The organism is Pseudomonas sp. BF-R-26, assembly GCF_019947395.1.
GTDB lineage: Bacteria > Pseudomonadota > Gammaproteobacteria > Pseudomonadales > Pseudomonadaceae > Aquipseudomonas > Aquipseudomonas farris.
In genome coordinates this window covers 1-15,984 of sequence record NZ_JAGYGK010000001.1, presented here as the reverse complement: position 1 = coordinate 15,984, position 15,984 = coordinate 1, and the positions used below count along the sequence as shown (strand labels likewise).

The window sequence follows — 15,984 nt, the reverse complement described above, 5'->3', positions numbered from 1 at the left end:
GGCGATCTTATCGGTTTTCAGTGCGGGATGTCAGGGGTAGAGTGAACCCCATCGTCACCTCTCGAATATAACTGGAGCGACCCATGACCCAGACTAATCTGCGCAACGGCCCCGACGCCAACGGCCTGTTTGGCGCGTTCGGCGGCCGCTACGTCGCCGAAACCCTGATGCCGTTGATCCTCGATCTGGCCCGCGAATACGAAGCGGCCAAGGAAGATCCGGCGTTCAAAGAAGAATTGGCCTACTTCCAGCGAGATTACGTCGGACGTCCAAGCCCACTGTATTTCGCCGAGCGTCTGACAGAGTTCTGCGGCGGCGCGAAGATTTACCTCAAGCGCGAAGAGCTGAACCACACCGGCGCGCACAAGATCAACAACTGCATCGGCCAGATCCTGCTGGCGCGGCGCATGGGCAAGAAACGCATCATCGCTGAGACCGGCGCTGGCATGCACGGCGTGGCGACCGCCACCGTGGCTGCGCGTTTCGGCCTCGATTGCGTGATCTACATGGGCACCACCGACATCGAACGTCAGCAAGCCAACGTGTTTCGCATGAAGCTGCTGGGCGCCGAAGTGATTCCGGTGGTCGCCGGCACCGGCACCCTCAAAGATGCGATGAACGAAGCCCTGCGTGACTGGGTGACCAACGTCGACAGCACCTTCTACCTGATCGGCACCGTCGCTGGCCCGCACCCGTACCCTGCCATGGTTCGCGACTTCCAGGCTGTGATCGGCAAGGAAACCCGCGAGCAGTTGCAAGCCCAGGAAGGCCGTCTGCCCGACAGCCTGGTGGCGTGCATTGGCGGTGGTTCCAACGCCATGGGCCTGTTCCACCCGTTCCTCGATGACAAGAGCGTTGAGATCATCGGCGTCGAAGCTGCCGGTTATGGCATCGAAACCGGCAAGCACGCGGCCAGCCTGAATGGCGGCGTACCGGGTGTTCTGCACGGAAACCGTACTTTCCTGCTGCAGGACGACGACGGCCAGATCATCGACGCTCATTCGATCTCCGCCGGCCTCGACTATCCGGGCATCGGCCCGGAACACGCCTGGTTGCATGACATCGGCCGCGTCCAGTACACCTCGGTGACCGACGATGAAGCCCTCGACGCGTTCCACAAATGCTGCCGTCTGGAAGGGATTATTCCTGCACTGGAAAGCGCCCATGCCCTGGCCGAAGTGTTCAAACGCGCACCGACGCTGCCGAAAGATCACTTGATGGTGGTCAACCTGTCCGGCCGTGGCGACAAAGACATGCAAACCGTGATGCACCACATGGAACACTCTCAACAAGAGCAATCCAAGCAGGAGAAACACTGATGAGCCGCCTGCAAACGCGTTTTGCCGAACTCAAGGAACAGAACCGCGCCGCCCTGGTGACCTTCGTGACCGCTGGCGACCCAAGCTACGACACGTCTCTGGCGATCCTCAAAGGCTTGCCGGGAGCGGGTGCCGACGTGATCGAGTTGGGCATGCCTTTCACCGATCCAATGGCCGATGGCCCGGCGATTCAACTGGCCAACATTCGTGCCTTGGGCGCCAAACAGAACCTGGCGAAAACCCTGCAAATGGTTCGCGAGTTCCGCGAAGGCAATAACGAGACTCCGCTGGTGCTGATGGGGTACTTCAACCCGATTCACATGTACGGCGTGCCGCGTTTCATCGCTGAAGCCAAAGAGGCCGGCGTCGATGGCTTGATCGTGGTCGACATGCCGCCCGAGCATAACGGCGAGCTGTGCGACCCGGCACAGGAGGCGGGCCTGGACTTCATCCGTCTGACCACTCCGACGACTGATGACGTGCGCTTGCCGACTGTATTGAACGGCAGTTCCGGCTTTGTTTACTACGTGTCGGTGGCGGGTGTGACCGGTGCGGGCGCGGCGACTCTGGAACATGTCGAAGAAGCCGTCACCCGTCTGCGTCGCCATACCGATCTGCCGATCAGCATCGGTTTTGGTATCCGCACACCGGAGCAAGCGGCGTCCATCGCGCGTCTGGCCGACGGTGTGGTGGTGGGGTCGGCACTGATCGACCACATCGCCAATGCCTCAACACCGGATCAGGCTGTGGAGGGTGTACTCAGCCTGTGCGCAGCCTTGTCTGACGGCGTACGTAAAGCGCGGGTCAGCTGAAGGTAAAGTTCCTGATACAGAGGAATTAGAGCCTCGCAGCACAGACTAAACAGCAAGACCGAGGGCTTCAGGACTACGTTCTGAAGCCCTTTTTGCTGTATGGCTGTGAGGAAAGATCTGATGAAAATGCCGAAACGTCTGATTGCCAGCCTGGGTGTGCTGATGCTCAGTGCGACTCCATTGCTGCACGCCAGCGCCGATCAGCGCGACGATAACGACCGAGGCGGGCCGCAGCAGGGCCATTACGATAACCGCGGTGACAATCGTGGCGATGATCACCGTGGCCCGCAGGACAATCATCGCGGCGGTCCGCCACGGGATTTCGGCCCGGTTCGCCAGACCATCCATGATAACCATGGTTATTTCGTACGCGGTGCGCCGCCACCTCCAGGTGTTCATCTGGTCCGTGGCCGGCCGTTGCCTCACGGTTATTACGGCGAACGCCTGGATAACCGCGCGTTGGGCCGACTGCCGCATTACCCGGGTTACGAGTGGCGTCGTGCGGGCGGCGATATTGTGCTGATCGCCGTAGGCACCGGGATTGTTTATGAGATTCTTGATGGGGTTTTGTATTGACCCACAGCTAAGCAATCAGGCGACCCACTGTGGCGAGGGAGCTTGCTCCCGCTGGGGCGCGAAGCGGCCCTAGAATCGACCAGACACCTTATAGCGACGGCTTTGCCGTTGAACGGGAGCAAGCTCCCTCGCCCAGAGGCTTCAGCTCTTTCGGGGTCCTGGGTTTCAGGGCAGCTCCAACCCACCTGCAGCCTTGTGCAGCTTCCGCAAATGCTCGCCAACCTGCTTCAGGTTGGCTTCGTTGGCGGCCATCTCGGCGGCACGACTCGGCTCGAGCAACGCTCTCACTTCCTTGTCGAGATCCCCAGTTAGCGCTTGCAGCTGCTTCTGGCGCAGGTTGCTTTCCGACTCCAGACGCGTCCACTCGTTCGGTTGCGGCAAACCATAACCATCGGTGCCGAGCAGTTCGGCCGGACGGCTGAGGAAGCCGCTGTTGGCTAGAATCTCCTGCAAGGTCGCATTGGCTTTATCCATGCCGCCATTCTTCAGTTCCCGAGCGCCCAGATAACGTTGTTTCACTTCGTCTTGGGCCAGTACCATCTGCTGACGGAAACTGGCCTGCTCCAGCAGCAGCAATGCCGCGCTGGTGCGTAAGTCAGCCTGATCAATCCATTTGCGGCGTTCCTCAGCTTTCAAGGACAGCCAGTCCTCGACCTTGTTCTGCTTAATCGGTAAATGCTTCTTCAGCACTTCGAACATCGCTTGATAACGCTCGCGGAAGGAGTCGAAGCGATAGCCCAGACGTAACGCTTCGCGGGGATCGTCCAGCACGCTGGTGTTCGCCAATCCGCGGCCCTTGAGCACTTCCAGCAAACCGTTGGGCATGATGCTGTCGAGGCCAACCAGTTGCGCATTGTTGGTGCTGCTGCGCAGTAATTTCAGGCCTTCTACCGCGCAGTTGTTGGACAGGAAAAAATAGTTTCCGTCGTAACTCCAGTGCATCTCCGCGGCGTGTTCCACCACGTCTTCGATCTCGCTGTGCGACAGGTTCAGCGGCACCGATGCCAGGCTGCGCAGTTCGGTCTTGGTGTATTCGTCGATCACCTGGGCCAGCGGCAAGACAAACAGGCGGGACGGGTATTTACCCACCAGCCCATCCCAGCTCGACAGCTGTAAGTCACCGACGAAGGCGCGGTAGGACAACACCAGATGCTGATCCAGATCCAGTCGACAATCCGGCCCGCGAGGCCGACCCGGTGCACAGATCACCAGTCGCAGCATGCTGTGGCCCCAGCGGCTGACCCAGTTCTGGTTGGCTTCCGCCAGTAGATAGTCAACAGCGTAAACCCGTTCCGGATCGACCTGGCCCAGGGGCTGCTTGGCGAAGTCGTTACCCGCATTGAGGAAGGCGAATGATTGGGCGCATGTGTCTTTGGCGGCGGGCGCCCAACCGAAATGTTCTTTGTAGTAGCGATACAGCGCAGGACGACGGCAGGCATAGCTTGGGTCGAGGAGGAAATACTCCATATTGACCGCGACGAACTCCTTCGGGCTGCTCGTCTCGTAGATGTCCGGGCTGCGGGCAATCTGCCGGTTGTGCTGTTCGCGCTCGCCGCGCCGACCGACGTATTGCGGCCAACCGGCCAAATCCAGTAGACGAGGGTCATCGCTGAGGGTCCAGCGTCGCTCCGTCTGCCCACGGCATTGATCGGGGATGCCGATCAGCCCGGAGCTGCTGTTACGTTGCATGCAACGCTGGATCAGTGTGCGCTCGGCAGCTGGCCACAGGCGCGCACGGTCATAAATATGGGTGAGTTCGTGCAACACCGTGGCGAGCATTTCCCGGCGCACGGTACCGTGGGGGCGATACGTTTTTTGGGTCGCGGCGCTGCCGTTGGTGAGGCTGGCGAGCAGATTGCGATTCAGGTCCAGCTCGGACACCAGCGATGCCTGACCGTAAGCATCGCTCGGCATGTCGTCGGTCCAGCCGACATCAATGCGTCGGTCCAGTTGCTCGATGAAGCGCGGCGGTAACGCCTGCATGGCTTCATCAAGCAGCGCCTGACTCGCCTGCTGTTGCGCGGGGCTCAGACCGTCGGTCTTGAGCCGTAGTTGCAGGCCGGCCTGAGCTGTGTTGCCAAGCAGCAACACAACCCCGGCCAACAGCCAGGCGCCTAGCGACTTCACAGTGCGAGGATGGCTTCGGCGAGAACCTGATCACTGGCGTCGCGGGCTTCCGGTACGCGGGTGCGCAAGGTGTCGAAGGCCGCTTCCAGGTGCGCACCGCGGATTTCACCGTCGCTGGCGACGAAACTGGCCGCATCGTCGTGGGCTTCACGGACAATCTTCGAATCACGGATGGACGTGGTGGTATCGGACGTGAAATCAAGTGTGCGCTGGGTGGCGTTGATGAGGATGTTACTGGTGGCTACCAGGGTGTGCGCCTGGGCCACGTCGGCCAACAACAGCAGGCCAAGGGTGGCAGCAATCAGAGGGCTACGCATGGAACGACTCCGGAGGAACAAGGAATAACTATTGGACGAGAATTGCCTGCGCCAGTTCAAGGTCGCTGGCATGAAGTTTTGGCTGGGTCCGACGCAGGTAAATCAAGGCGGACTCCAGTTGCGATCCTCGCAGTTGACCGTCACTGGCAATGAACGCGGCAGCATCATCCCGGGCGGCGATCAGAAGTTTATGGTCGAAGGGTGCGGAGGTCACCATGCTGGAGGCATAACCACTGGCCACGGTGCCTTGCGTAGAAAGGTTGAAAGCATCGAAGGCGTGGGCCGAACCCGACCAGCAAGCCGCAAGAAAAACCGCAGTGATCGACAGATTGGAAAGAAAACGCATGAGACTCGTTAGCTGAAAGCGAGTCCAAAGGCTAGCGCAATGCCCGGACTAGAGCCAGTGCCGAAACATTGGGACACCTGTGGGAGGGGGCTTGCTCGCGAAGGCGGTGTGTCAGGCGACATCAATGTTGGATGTACTGACGCCTTCGAGAGCAAGCCCGCTCCCCCATGGATTGCGTTTAACTGAACAGCATTAGGGCGTGTCCCGTCAGAGCTGTCGCTTAGATCGTCAGGATGGCCTGAGCCAGCTGTGCGTCGGTCGCATTCAGTTGTGGAGTCTGTTGGCGGATGTGGTCGAGCGCGCTTTCCAGTTTCACACCACGAATGGCGCCTTCACTGGCGACGAAGCTGGCGGCATCGTCACGAGCAGCACGAACGATTTTGTCGTCGCGAAAGGAAGACGAGACATCCGACGTTGCGTCAGAGGACGCCTTCAGTCCGCCAACAATGGAATCGGTGGTCACGATAAAACTGGTGGCGTGGGAATTGGCAGCAACGGCAAGCAGGGCGGCAGCGCTGAGCAGACGTAGACGGGACATGGGGTAGCTCCTTTGGATAGACCGATTTAGAGGTGGCTCAGGATCAGACGCCTGTCGTAAAGCGTTCGCCACGTTCTATCTGGATATTAGGCCTATGCACCTCGGTTAGAACAGTCCCGTCTTTTAACGGAGACCTTTTGCCAATTTGTCGGGATTCAAGGGTAACCCCCTAATGCCTGCGGGCACAGACACCATTCGATGAAATTGTACTGGTTAATTTTGTACATTTATAAACTGTACCTGTCAGTGGTTATCTCTTCTATACGGCCCAATATGAAAGCTCCAAAACGACAAAACCCGTCGTGGTTTCCCACGACGGGTTTTGTTTGTTCAATTCGGGGTGCTGGCGGTGGATCCGGAGGATCAGAGCCAGCGACGCTAACTTAGCGCCAGAACGGCTTGCTCAGCTCTTCGTAGCGTTGTGCTTCGCTAATCCCGGCGTCAGCCAGCAGACGCGAATCCAGACGAGCCAGTTGATGGCGGCTGGTGATGCGGCGCTGCCACAGCATCAGGTTGGCGATAACGCGCAGAGGCATGGAAGCCTGGGTTTTTGCAGCAGTATCTTCGAAGAACAGTTCGGAACTGAGTGTACGTTCCATGGTTGACATCCTTCCGCTTATGGCGGGATTAGGTAGTGGTTTAACTGATGCCAATGATCCTCTCGTTTGGCCAGTCTCTGTAGATACAGTTCACCTGTATTGTGAGAGACCAGTTAACTGTTAAAAGGCAGTGTACTGGTCTAAATTGAGGCAACTGTACCTGTCAGCACTAATATGGTGCATTATTGCTCAATTCAGCACAAAAGGTAGGAAAATACCGTAGGAAAAGACCGGTACAGCAGTACAGTTTTTGACGTGATGGAGTGTTATTACCGCGAGCTGACGAAACTGTGTTTGCGTCAGCTGCAATCTGTATCAATTACACCGCCAGCATGCGCCCGGTTTCTTCCAGGTTTATGTGCCAACTCAGGGCGTCGCGAAGAATGTGCGGGGTATGCCCGCCGACTGCGCAAGCGGCAGTGAAGTAGTCATTCAAGGCTGGTCGATAGTCCGGGTGAACGCAGTTGTCGATGATGACCCGGGCGCGCTCACGCGGTGCCAGGCCACGCAAGTCGGCCAGGCCTATCTCGGTCACGAGAATGTCGACGTCATGTTCTGTGTGGTCGACGTGGCTGACCATGGGGACCACGCTGGAAATCGCGCCACCCTTGGCAATCGACTTGGTGACAAAGATCGCCAGGTGCGCATTGCGCGCGAAATCGCCGGAGCCGCCGATGCCGTTCATCATCCGCGTGCCGCAGACGTGGGTGGAATTGACGTTGCCGTACAGGTCGAACTCTAGCGCGGTGTTGATGCCGATGATGCCCAGGCGCCGCACCACTTCGGGATGGTTCGAGATTTCCTGAGGGCGCAGCACCAGCTTGTCCTTATAGTGCTCCAGATTCCCGAACACATCGGCATTGCGCCGACTCGACAGGGTGATCGAACTGCCGGAAGCAAAGCTCAGCTTGCCGGCGTCGATCAGATCGAAAGTCGAATCCTGCAGCACTTCGGAGTACATGGTCAGGTCTTCAAACGGCGAGTCGATCAAGCCGCACATCACCGAATTGGCGATAGTGCCGATACCGGCCTGCAGCGGGCCGAGCTTGTTGGTCATGCGACCGGCAGCCACTTCTTGTTTGAAGAAATCGATCAGGTGGTCAGCGATGGCCTGTGTGTCGCTGTCCGGCGGCAAGACAGTGGACGGCGAGTCGGACTGGTTAGTGATCACAATCGCGACGATTTTTTCTGGCGGTATCGGGATGGCGGTACTGCCGATGCGGTCGTCGACCTTCACTAGCGGAATAGGCGTGCGGGTCGGCCGGTAGGTCGGGATATAGATGTCGTGCAGACCTTCGAGATTCGGGTTGTGCGCCAGGTTGATCTCGACGATAACGTGTTTGGCGAAAATCGCGAAGCTGGCCGAGTTGCCTACCGAGGTGGTCGGCACGATATGGCCCTGCTCGGTGATTGCCACGGCTTCGATCACTGCGATGTCCGGTAGCTTGAGTTGTTGGTTGCGCAGTAGCTCTACGGTTTCCGACAGGTGCTGGTCGATGAACATGACTTCGCCGGCATTGATCGCCTTGCGCAGGGTGCTGTCCACCTGGAATGGCATGCGTCGCGACAGTACGCCGGCTTCAGTCAGTTGTTTGTCGAGATCGTTGCCCAGGCTGGCACCGGTCATCAGGGTGATTTTCAGCGGCGTGACCTTGGCGCGCTCGGCCAGTGCATGAGGCACGGCCTTGGCTTCGCCGGCTCGGGTAAAGCCGCTCATGCCGACGGTCATGCCGTCCTGAATCAGAGCGGCAGCGTCGGCGGCGCTCATCACCTTGTCCAGCAACGAAGGCAAGCGAATACGGTCACGGTACATAATTATTTTCTCGGGGCAACGGAAGCAAGGTGCGCAGTCTAGTGAATTTGATGAGCCTGCGTCCCGCTACCAAGGTCGCATTCGAGGCGTCTATTCTGGGTCTTTCAGACAAAACACTGTTACAGGATCGGTAACAGCCACAAACAAAAACGCCCCGACGAGTCGGGGCGTTTCAGGTTGCCGAAGGGTATTACTCGACGGCTTTAACCATGTCCTCGATGACTTTCTTGGCATCGCCGAAAACCATCATGGTCTTGTCCAGGTAGAACAGCTCGTTGTCCAGACCGGCATAGCCGCTGGCCATCGAGCGCTTGTTGACGATGATGGTCTTGGCTTTAAACGCTTCGAGAATCGGCATGCCGGCAATCGGCGATTTCGGATCGTTCTTGGCCGCCGGGTTAACCACGTCGTTGGCGCCGAGCACCAGCACCACGTCGGCCTGACCGAACTCGGAGTTGATGTCTTCCATCTCGAACACCTGGTCGTAAGGCACTTCGGCCTCGGCCAGCAATACGTTCATGTGGCCAGGCATCCGACCCGCAACCGGGTGAATCGCATACTTCACGGTCACACCACGGTGGGTCAGCTTCTCGGTCAGCTCTTTCAATGCATGCTGCGCCCGAGCCACCGCCAGGCCATAGCCCGGCACGATGATCACGGTGTCGGCGTTGGTCAGCAGGAAGGTCGCGTCGTCAGCCGAGCCGGATTTCACCGGGCGGGCTTCTTTCGAACCAGCCGGGCCAGCCGCGTCCGCGGTGTTACCGAAACCGCCGAGCAGAACGTTGAAGAACGAACGGTTCATCGCCTTGCACATAATGTACGAGAGAATCGCACCGCTTGAGCCCACCAGGGAGCCGGCAATGATCAGCATCGAGTTGTTCAGCGAGAAGCCGATGCCTGCTGCTGCCCAGCCGGAGTAACTGTTCAGCATGGACACCACGACGGGCATGTCTGCGCCGCCGATCGGGATGATGATCAGCACGCCCATCACGAAGGCCAGGGCCAGCATCAGAGCAAACGCGCTTAGATTGCCGGTCAGCATGAAGGTGATGCCCAGTGCCAGCGTCGCCAGACCCAGCAGCAGGTTCAGCTTGTGCTGACCGCTGAACTGTACCGGTGCGCCCTGGAACAGGCGGAACTTGTACTTGCCCGAGAGCTTGCCGAACGCGATCACCGAACCGGAGAAGGTGATGGCACCGATGGCCGCGCCGAGGAACAGTTCCAGGCGGTTACCGGCAGGAATGGAATCACCCAGTTCCTTGACGATGCCCAGGGATTGCGGCTCGACCACCGCCGCGATGGCGATGAATACTGCGGCCATACCGATCATGCTGTGCATGAAGGCGACCAGTTCCGGCATCTTGGTCATTTCAACGCGTTTGGCCATGATCGAGCCGGCGGTGCCGCCGACCAACAGACCGACGATGACGTAACCGATGCCGGCAGTAGCAAGCTCGGCGCCCAGCTTATAAATGAGGCCCACGGTAGTGAGGATCGCCAACGCCATGCCGAGCATGCCGTAGACATTGCCGCGCCGCGACGTGGTTGGGTGCGACAGGCCTTTGAGGGCCTGGATGAAGCAGATCGACGCGATCAGGTAGAGCGTCGTTACCAAATTCATGCTCATTACTTGGGCGCCTCTTCTTTTACGGCTTTCGGGGCTTTTTTCTTGAACATCTCAAGCATTCTGCGGGTAACCAGGAAGCCACCAAATACGTTCACCGCTGCCAGAGCTACCGCCAGGGTGCCCATGGTCTTGCCCAGTGGGGTGACGGTCAAAGCTGCCGCCAGCATGGCGCCGACGATCACAATCGCCGAAATGGCGTTGGTCACCGCCATCAACGGCGTATGCAGTGCAGGTGTAACGTTCCACACCACGTGATAACCGACATAAATCGCCAGCACGAAGATGATCAGGTTGTAGATACCGGGGGAGATAAGCTCTTCCATCGTCTGAATCCCTGCTTAGGCGTTTTTGCGGATGACTTGGCCGTCGCGGCACATCAGGCACGCGGCGACGATGTCGTCTTCGAGGTTCACTTCAAACTGGCCTTCTTTGTTGAAGACCAGCTTCAGGAAGTCCAGCAGGTTGCGCGCGTACAGGGCCGAAGCATCGGCCGCGACTGCGCCGGCCAGGTTAGTCGGGCCGCAAATGGTCACGCCATTTTCGACGACTACCTGGTCGGCCACAGTCAGCGGGCAGTTGCCGCCCTGGGCTGCCGCGAGGTCGATGACCACCGAGCCGGGCTTCATCTGCGCCACAGTTTCGGCGCTCAACAGTGTCGGTGCCTTGCGGCCCGGGATCAGTGCGGTGGTGATGACAATGTCAGCCTGCTTGGCGCGTTCGTGCACGGCCAAGGCCTGGCGCTGCATCCAGCTGGCCGGCATGGGGCGTGCGTAACCGCCGACACCGACGGCGCATTCGCGCTCTTCATCGGTTTCGTACGGCACATCGACGAATTTCGCACCCAGGGATTCGATCTGTTCCTTCACGGCAGGACGCACGTCGGACGCTTCGATGACTGCACCCAGACGTTTTGCCGTGGCAATCGCCTGCAAACCGGCTACGCCAGCGCCAAGAATCAGCACACGCGCCGCTTTCACGGTGCCCGCAGCGGTCATCAGCATCGGCATGAAGCGTGGATAGTAGTGAGCAGCCAGCAACACGGCTTTATAGCCGGCGATGTTCGCCTGGGAGGACAACACATCCAGGCTCTGAGCGCGGGAGGTGCGCGGCGCGGCCTCCAGTGCGAAAGCGGTAATGCCGCACTCAGCCAGCTTGGCAATGGTTTCATTGCTGAACGGATTGAGCATGCCCACCACAACGGTGCCGCTCTTGATCAGAGTCAGCTCGCTGTCGCTGGGGGCGACCACCTTGAGAATCAGCTCTGCGCCAAATGCATCATTGGCACTGCCAATGGTCGCGCCTGCCGCTTCATAAGCACTGTCGACAACGCTGGCGTTAATACCGGCGCCGCTTTGCACAGTGACTTTATGACCCTGGCCGATCAGCTTCTTGATGGTTTCCGGGGTTGCAGCAACCCGTGTTTCACCCGTCTGGGTTTCGAGAGGAACACCAATGTGCACGTCAAATCTCCTGCGTGATCTTATTGAGTAAACCCAAGCACTTCGGATGGTGCGTCTGGGGCGGCCGATCAGCACGATCCCGCCAAATCAGGGCGGGGCGCGGCATTTTGCAGGCGAACTTTGTGCCCTTCAAGGGATTATGACGGGTGACGGAAAATTAACTACAAGTCACCCCGTGACCGAATGTCGCACTTATCGGGGCAATCCCTTGCAGGCCGTGGCTTGCGAGGATTCTGTCCAAAATTCAAGAATTTACACATCGGCACGGTGAATGAGGCGTCATTACCTGCCAATAGAGGCTCAAGGCCACGTATTCAGGCCTTTGTAGGACGTTTGTGCTACTCCTCGGTACAGTCTGCCAATATGCGACAAATACTTACATCTGTAGTGCTTTTGTTTTCCTGACTACGAGGTCAGCTAATAAGTGCGAGCCTTTATCCTTCTAGGCTGTAGCTTTGTGCCTGATTCACCAGCCAATCGCGAAATGCCTTTAAAGAGGCTGATTCGACCTTTCGCTCGGGAATCATCAGGTAGTAGGCCTTAATGCTCGATAGTGCTTGGGCGTTGGCAATCACCAGGCGCTTCTCTGCCAATTCGCGCTGAATCAGGAACGGTGGAATCAGCGCGATCCCCATATCGTGCATCGCCGCTTGAGCAAGCATGGAGAATAGCTCGTAACGAGGCCCTGTCATGTCTCGCGGGATATTCAGGTTTTGAGAGTTGAACCACTGGCGCCAGGCATAAGGGCGTGTGGTCTGCTGAAGCAGGGGCAGTTCGGCGATTTCACTGGGGCTCAGATTGGTTTTCTTACCCAGTAATGTGGGACTGCACACCGGCATCGGATTTTCGCCCATTAGCCTGTGGGATTCGGTACCCGACCAGTCGGCGTCGCCGAAATAGATTGCGGCATCGAAATCGGTATCGGCAAACAGGAAGGGGCGGGTGCGGTTGGTGAGGTTGACCGTCACTTCCGGGTGTTTGTGCTGAAAGTCCTTGAGTCGCGGCAGCAGCCATTGAGTGCCAAAGGTTGGTACCACCGCCAGCTCGATCACGTTGGCGCCTTGTTGGCCCATCACTGACAAGGTGTCGCGTTCAACCGCGTCGAGTTGGGTGGCCACTCGGCGGCTGTAGGAAAGCCCGGCCTCCGTCAGCTTCACTCCGCGCCGGGAGCGTCGGAACAGTTCGACGCTGAGGAACTCCTCTAGGCTGGCGATCTGTCGGCAAATCGCTCCCTGCGTAAGGGAAAGTTCCTGGGCGGCCTTGGTAAAGCTCTCGTGGCGCGCTGCAGCTTCAAAGCTGATCAGGGCGGTTGTACTGGGGATCTTCCTGCGCATGTACGTCAACCTCACTAATACATCGCATATAGGCTATTTTTGCGACGTTACGGAGTGAGAAATTAGCACAACAGTATGCAAAATCCTCGTTTGCCGTGAAACCGAACCCGGCCTAGGATCACTCCACGTTATTTGACCCGATTCGAGAGGACTCACTCATGGGCGGTAAAGCTAGCTTCAACTGGATCGATCCCCTGCTGCTGGATCAACAGCTCACTGAAGAAGAACGCATGATTCGCGACACCGCTCAGCAATTCGCTCAGCAGAAGCTCGCGCCACGCGTTCTCGAAGCTTTCCGTCATGAGAAGACCGACCCGGCGATCTTCCGCGAGATGGGTGAAGTGGGTCTGTTGGGTGCGACCATTCCTGAGCAATACGGTGGCAGCGGCCTTAACTACGTCAGCTACGGTCTGATTGCCCGTGAGGTCGAGCGTGTCGACTCCGGCTATCGCTCGATGATGAGCGTGCAGTCCTCGTTGGTCATGGTGCCGATCAACGAATTCGGTACCGAAGCACAGAAGCAGAAATACCTGCCGAAGCTGGCCTCGGGTGAATGGATCGGTTGCTTCGGTCTGACCGAGCCTGACCACGGTTCCGATCCGGGCGCGATGATTACTCGTGCACGCAAAGTGGAAGGCGGCTACAGCCTCACCGGCAGCAAAATGTGGATCACCAACAGCCCGATCGCCGATGTGTTCGTGGTTTGGGGCAAGGACGACGCGGGCGATATTCGTGGTTTTGTTCTGGAGAAGGGCTGGAAAGGCCTTAGCGCCCCGGCGATTCACGGCAAGGTTGGCCTGCGTGCATCCATCACCGGCGAGATCGTCATGGACAACGTGTTTGTCCCTGAAGAGAACATCTTCCCGGATGTCCGGGGCTTGAAAGGTCCTTTTACCTGCCTTAACTCGGCGCGTTACGGCATTTCCTGGGGCGCACTGGGCGCTGCCGAGTTCTGCTGGCACACCGCTCGCCAGTACACCCTGGATCGTAAGCAGTTTGGTCGTCCATTGGCGGCCACACAGTTGATCCAGAAGAAGCTGGCTGACATGCAGACCGAAATCACCATGGCGCTGCAAGGCTGCCTGCGTCTGGGGCGTATGAAGGATGAAGGCACTGCTGCCGTCGAGATTACTTCGATGATGAAGCGCAACTCCTGTGGCAAATCCCTCGATATCGCCCGCATGGCGCGCGACATGCTGGGTGGCAACGGCATCTCCGATGAGTTCGGTGTCGCTCGTCACCTGGTCAACCTGGAAGTGGTGAATACCTATGAAGGTACGCATGACGTCCACGCGCTGATCCTCGGTCGCGCGCAGACCGGCATCCAGGCGTTCTATTAATAGGAGAACGGCCATGGGCGCGCTTTCGCATCTACGGGTACTGGATTTATCGCGGGTGCTTGCCGGGCCCTGGGCCGGGCAGATCCTGGCGGACCTTGGCGCCGAAGTCATCAAGGTCGAGCGCCCGGGCAATGGCGATGACACGCGCGCCTGGGGGCCTCCGTTCCTTAAAGACGCCTATGGCGAGAACACCAGCGAGGCGGCCTATTACTTGTCCGCCAACCGCAACAAGCAATCAGTGACCATCGACTTCACGCGGCCAGAGGGGCAGCAGTTGGTGCGTGAGTTGGCGGCGAAGTCGGACATCCTTATTGAAAACTTCAAGGTCGGTGGTCTGGCGGCTTATGGGCTGGACTATGAGTCGCTCAAGGCGATTAATCCGAAGCTGATCTATTGCTCGATCACTGGATTCGGTCAGACAGGTCCGTATGCCAAGCGTGCGGGTTACGACTTCATGATTCAGGGCTTGGGCGGTCTGATGAGTTTGACCGGTCGTCCCGAAGGAGATGAAGGCGCGGGCCCGGTGAAGGTTGGTGTGGCGCTGACAGATATTTTGACCGGTCTCTATTCAACGGTAGCGATCCTGGCGGCCTTGGCTCATCGGGATCAGGGCGGTGGCGGTCAGCATATAGACATGGCATTGCTGGATGTTCAGGTGGCCTGTCTGGCCAATCAGGCGATGAACTACCTGACAACAGGCGTTGCGCCTAAACGCCTGGGCAACGCTCATCCGAATATCGTGCCTTATCAGGACTTTCCTACGGCCGATGGCGATTTCATCCTCACCGTGGGTAACGATGGGCAGTTCCGCAAGTTTGCGCAGGTGGCTGGTCAGCCGCAGTGGGCGGATGATCCGCGCTTTGCGACCAACAAATTGCGGGTGGCTAACCGAGCAGTATTGATTCCGCTGATCCGCCAGGCAACCGTGTTCAAGACTACTGCCGAATGGGTGGCGCTGCTGGAGCAGGCAGGAGTGCCATGTGGACCGATCAATGATCTGGCTCAGATGTTTGCCGATCCTCAGGTTCAGGCGCGTGGGTTGGCCATTGAGCTGCCTCATGCTTTGGCCGGGAAGGTGCCGCAGGTCGCGAGCCCGATTCGTCTGTCCGAGACTCCGGTGGAATACCGTAGCGCGCCTCCTTTGTTGGGTGAGCACACGCTGGAGGTTCTGCAGCGGGTGTTGGGTCTGGATGCCGGCGTCGTTGCTGGGTTCAAGGCGTCTGGAGTGCTCTGAGTATTCCTTCTATATAGCAGGGCTGGTTTTGCTCTCCTATATAGAGGGGAATGCGCAGTTTTCCGGCTTTTCGCAAGTTATTGATAGAAAAGCGTAATCAGGGGTTGACGGCAGATTCTGGAAGTCTATAATTCGCCCCACTTCCGGCGCAGTCGAAACGGAAAACTCCTTGGTAAACAAAGAGTTATGCAGTTTTCGGCAGCGGTTACGCTTCAGTTCATCGAAGCCAGAAGGAGTTGGTAGGGTGTGTGTTTTCGCCTTATTGACGGTTCGATCATCTCGGTCGAAAGCGGAGAAAAAGAGGTGTTGACAGCAGCGAGTAACGCTGTAGAATTCGCCTCCCGCTAACGAGAGATCGGAAGCGCAAGTGGTTGAAGTTGTTAAAGATTTCCAAGCGAAACTTTGAAAACTTCGAAAAATAACCGCTTGACAGCAACAGAGGCTGCTGTAGAATGCGCGCCTCGGTTGAGACGAAAGATCTTAACCAACCGCTCTTTAACAACTGAATCAAGCAATTCGTGTGGGTGCTTGTGGAGTCAGAC

General features: G+C 58.1%; 15 protein-coding genes. 5 read left to right on the top strand and 10 right to left on the bottom strand.

Features of this window, described 5'->3' with window-relative positions:
- The first annotated feature begins 83 nt into the window (after positions 1-83).
- From trpB to KGB18_RS00065, 3 genes are all read left to right on the top strand, one after another.
- Positions 84-1,319, top strand: coding sequence for a tryptophan synthase subunit beta (gene trpB / locus KGB18_RS00075; protein ID WP_007902766.1), 1,236 nt, complete (start codon positions 84-86; stop codon positions 1,317-1,319).
- The gene (gene trpA, locus KGB18_RS00070; RefSeq protein ID WP_123720038.1) at positions 1,319-2,131 is read left to right on the top strand and encodes a tryptophan synthase subunit alpha; all 813 of its coding nucleotides are present in this window, start codon (positions 1,319-1,321) and stop codon (positions 2,129-2,131) included. The genes trpB and trpA overlap by 1 nt, the downstream gene beginning before the upstream one ends.
- 120 nt (positions 2,132-2,251) lie before the next feature.
- Positions 2,252-2,707 carry an anti-virulence regulator CigR family protein gene (locus KGB18_RS00065; protein ID WP_123720037.1) on the top strand — a complete coding sequence of 152 codons (456 nt, stop codon included), beginning with the start codon at positions 2,252-2,254 and terminating at the stop codon, positions 2,705-2,707.
- Between the two features lie 165 nt (positions 2,708-2,872).
- Here the strand turns inward: KGB18_RS00065 and KGB18_RS00060 are convergent, their stop codons facing one another.
- From KGB18_RS00060 to KGB18_RS00015, 10 genes are all read right to left on the bottom strand, one after another.
- Entirely contained in the window at positions 2,873-4,834 is a 1,962-nt protein-coding gene (locus KGB18_RS00060; RefSeq protein ID WP_123720036.1) for a DUF4105 domain-containing protein, read from the bottom strand.
- A complete protein-coding gene (locus KGB18_RS00055; RefSeq protein WP_123720035.1) occupies positions 4,831-5,151 on the bottom strand; it encodes a DUF2388 domain-containing protein in 321 nt (106 codons plus the stop codon). The genes KGB18_RS00060 and KGB18_RS00055 overlap by 4 nt, the downstream gene beginning before the upstream one ends.
- Before the next feature lie 28 nt (positions 5,152-5,179).
- Positions 5,180-5,497, bottom strand: a complete 318-nt coding sequence (locus tag KGB18_RS00050; RefSeq protein ID WP_123356859.1) for a DUF2388 domain-containing protein — start codon at positions 5,495-5,497, stop codon at positions 5,180-5,182.
- Positions 5,498-5,717: 220 nt separating this feature from the next.
- Entirely contained in the window at positions 5,718-6,035 is a 318-nt protein-coding gene (locus KGB18_RS00045; RefSeq protein WP_007902756.1) for a DUF2388 domain-containing protein, read from the bottom strand.
- 383 nt (positions 6,036-6,418) lie between these two features.
- Positions 6,419-6,634 carry a DUF1127 domain-containing protein gene (locus KGB18_RS00040; protein ID WP_030129620.1) on the bottom strand — a complete coding sequence of 72 codons (216 nt, stop codon included), beginning with the start codon at positions 6,632-6,634 and terminating at the stop codon, positions 6,419-6,421.
- 319 nt (positions 6,635-6,953) lie between these two features.
- On the bottom strand, positions 6,954-8,447 hold the full coding sequence (locus tag KGB18_RS00035) for an acetyl-CoA hydrolase/transferase family protein (RefSeq protein ID WP_007902745.1): 1,494 nt from the start codon (positions 8,445-8,447) through the stop codon (positions 6,954-6,956).
- Positions 8,448-8,637: 190 nt separating this feature from the next.
- Positions 8,638-10,074, bottom strand: a complete 1,437-nt coding sequence (locus KGB18_RS00030) for an NAD(P)(+) transhydrogenase (Re/Si-specific) subunit beta (RefSeq protein WP_123720033.1) — start codon at positions 10,072-10,074, stop codon at positions 8,638-8,640.
- Positions 10,074-10,397 carry an NAD(P) transhydrogenase subunit alpha gene (locus KGB18_RS00025; protein WP_003187010.1) on the bottom strand — a complete coding sequence of 108 codons (324 nt, stop codon included), beginning with the start codon at positions 10,395-10,397 and terminating at the stop codon, positions 10,074-10,076. The genes KGB18_RS00030 and KGB18_RS00025 overlap by 1 nt, the downstream gene beginning before the upstream one ends.
- 15 nt (positions 10,398-10,412) lie before the next feature.
- Positions 10,413-11,534: a Re/Si-specific NAD(P)(+) transhydrogenase subunit alpha gene (locus KGB18_RS00020; protein WP_123358427.1), complete on the bottom strand. Its 1,122-nt coding sequence runs from the start codon at positions 11,532-11,534 to the stop codon at positions 10,413-10,415.
- Positions 11,535-11,968: 434 nt separating this feature from the next.
- A complete protein-coding gene (locus KGB18_RS00015) occupies positions 11,969-12,868 on the bottom strand; it encodes a LysR family transcriptional regulator (protein WP_052963602.1) in 900 nt (299 codons plus the stop codon).
- Positions 12,869-13,026: 158 nt separating this feature from the next.
- On the opposite strand from KGB18_RS00015, the gene KGB18_RS00010 reads away from it, so the two are divergent.
- Both KGB18_RS00010 and KGB18_RS00005 read left to right on the top strand, forming a co-directional pair.
- The gene (locus KGB18_RS00010) at positions 13,027-14,208 is read left to right on the top strand and encodes an acyl-CoA dehydrogenase (protein WP_007897013.1); all 1,182 of its coding nucleotides are present in this window, start codon (positions 13,027-13,029) and stop codon (positions 14,206-14,208) included.
- A 13-nt stretch (positions 14,209-14,221) separates the two neighbouring features.
- Positions 14,222-15,442 carry a CaiB/BaiF CoA transferase family protein gene (locus KGB18_RS00005; protein ID WP_123720032.1) on the top strand — a complete coding sequence of 407 codons (1,221 nt, stop codon included), beginning with the start codon at positions 14,222-14,224 and terminating at the stop codon, positions 15,440-15,442.
- Positions 15,443-15,984 lie beyond the last annotated feature (542 nt).

Excerpts from the sequence above, each read along its gene's own strand:
- trpB (WP_007902766.1), top strand. The coding sequence starts at position 84 with ATGACCCAGACTAATCTGCGCAACGGCCCCGACGCCAACGGCCTGTTT.
- trpA (WP_123720038.1), top strand. The coding sequence starts at position 1,319 with ATGAGCCGCCTGCAAACGCGTTTTGCCGAACTCAAGGAACAGAACCGC.
- KGB18_RS00065 (WP_123720037.1), top strand. The coding sequence starts at position 2,252 with ATGAAAATGCCGAAACGTCTGATTGCCAGCCTGGGTGTGCTGATGCTC.
- KGB18_RS00055 (WP_123720035.1), bottom strand. The coding sequence starts at position 5,151 with ATGCGTAGCCCTCTGATTGCTGCCACCCTTGGCCTGCTGTTGTTGGCC.
- KGB18_RS00050 (WP_123356859.1), bottom strand. The coding sequence starts at position 5,497 with ATGCGTTTTCTTTCCAATCTGTCGATCACTGCGGTTTTTCTTGCGGCT.
- KGB18_RS00045 (WP_007902756.1), bottom strand. The coding sequence starts at position 6,035 with ATGTCCCGTCTACGTCTGCTCAGCGCTGCCGCCCTGCTTGCCGTTGCT.
- KGB18_RS00040 (WP_030129620.1), bottom strand. The coding sequence starts at position 6,634 with ATGGAACGTACACTCAGTTCCGAACTGTTCTTCGAAGATACTGCTGCA.
- KGB18_RS00035 (WP_007902745.1), bottom strand. The coding sequence starts at position 8,447 with ATGTACCGTGACCGTATTCGCTTGCCTTCGTTGCTGGACAAGGTGATG.
- KGB18_RS00030 (WP_123720033.1), bottom strand. The coding sequence starts at position 10,074 with ATGAGCATGAATTTGGTAACGACGCTCTACCTGATCGCGTCGATCTGC.
- KGB18_RS00025 (WP_003187010.1), bottom strand. The coding sequence starts at position 10,397 with ATGGAAGAGCTTATCTCCCCCGGTATCTACAACCTGATCATCTTCGTG.
- KGB18_RS00015 (WP_052963602.1), bottom strand. The coding sequence starts at position 12,868 with ATGCGCAGGAAGATCCCCAGTACAACCGCCCTGATCAGCTTTGAAGCT.
- KGB18_RS00010 (WP_007897013.1), top strand. The coding sequence starts at position 13,027 with ATGGGCGGTAAAGCTAGCTTCAACTGGATCGATCCCCTGCTGCTGGAT.
- KGB18_RS00005 (WP_123720032.1), top strand. The coding sequence starts at position 14,222 with ATGGGCGCGCTTTCGCATCTACGGGTACTGGATTTATCGCGGGTGCTT.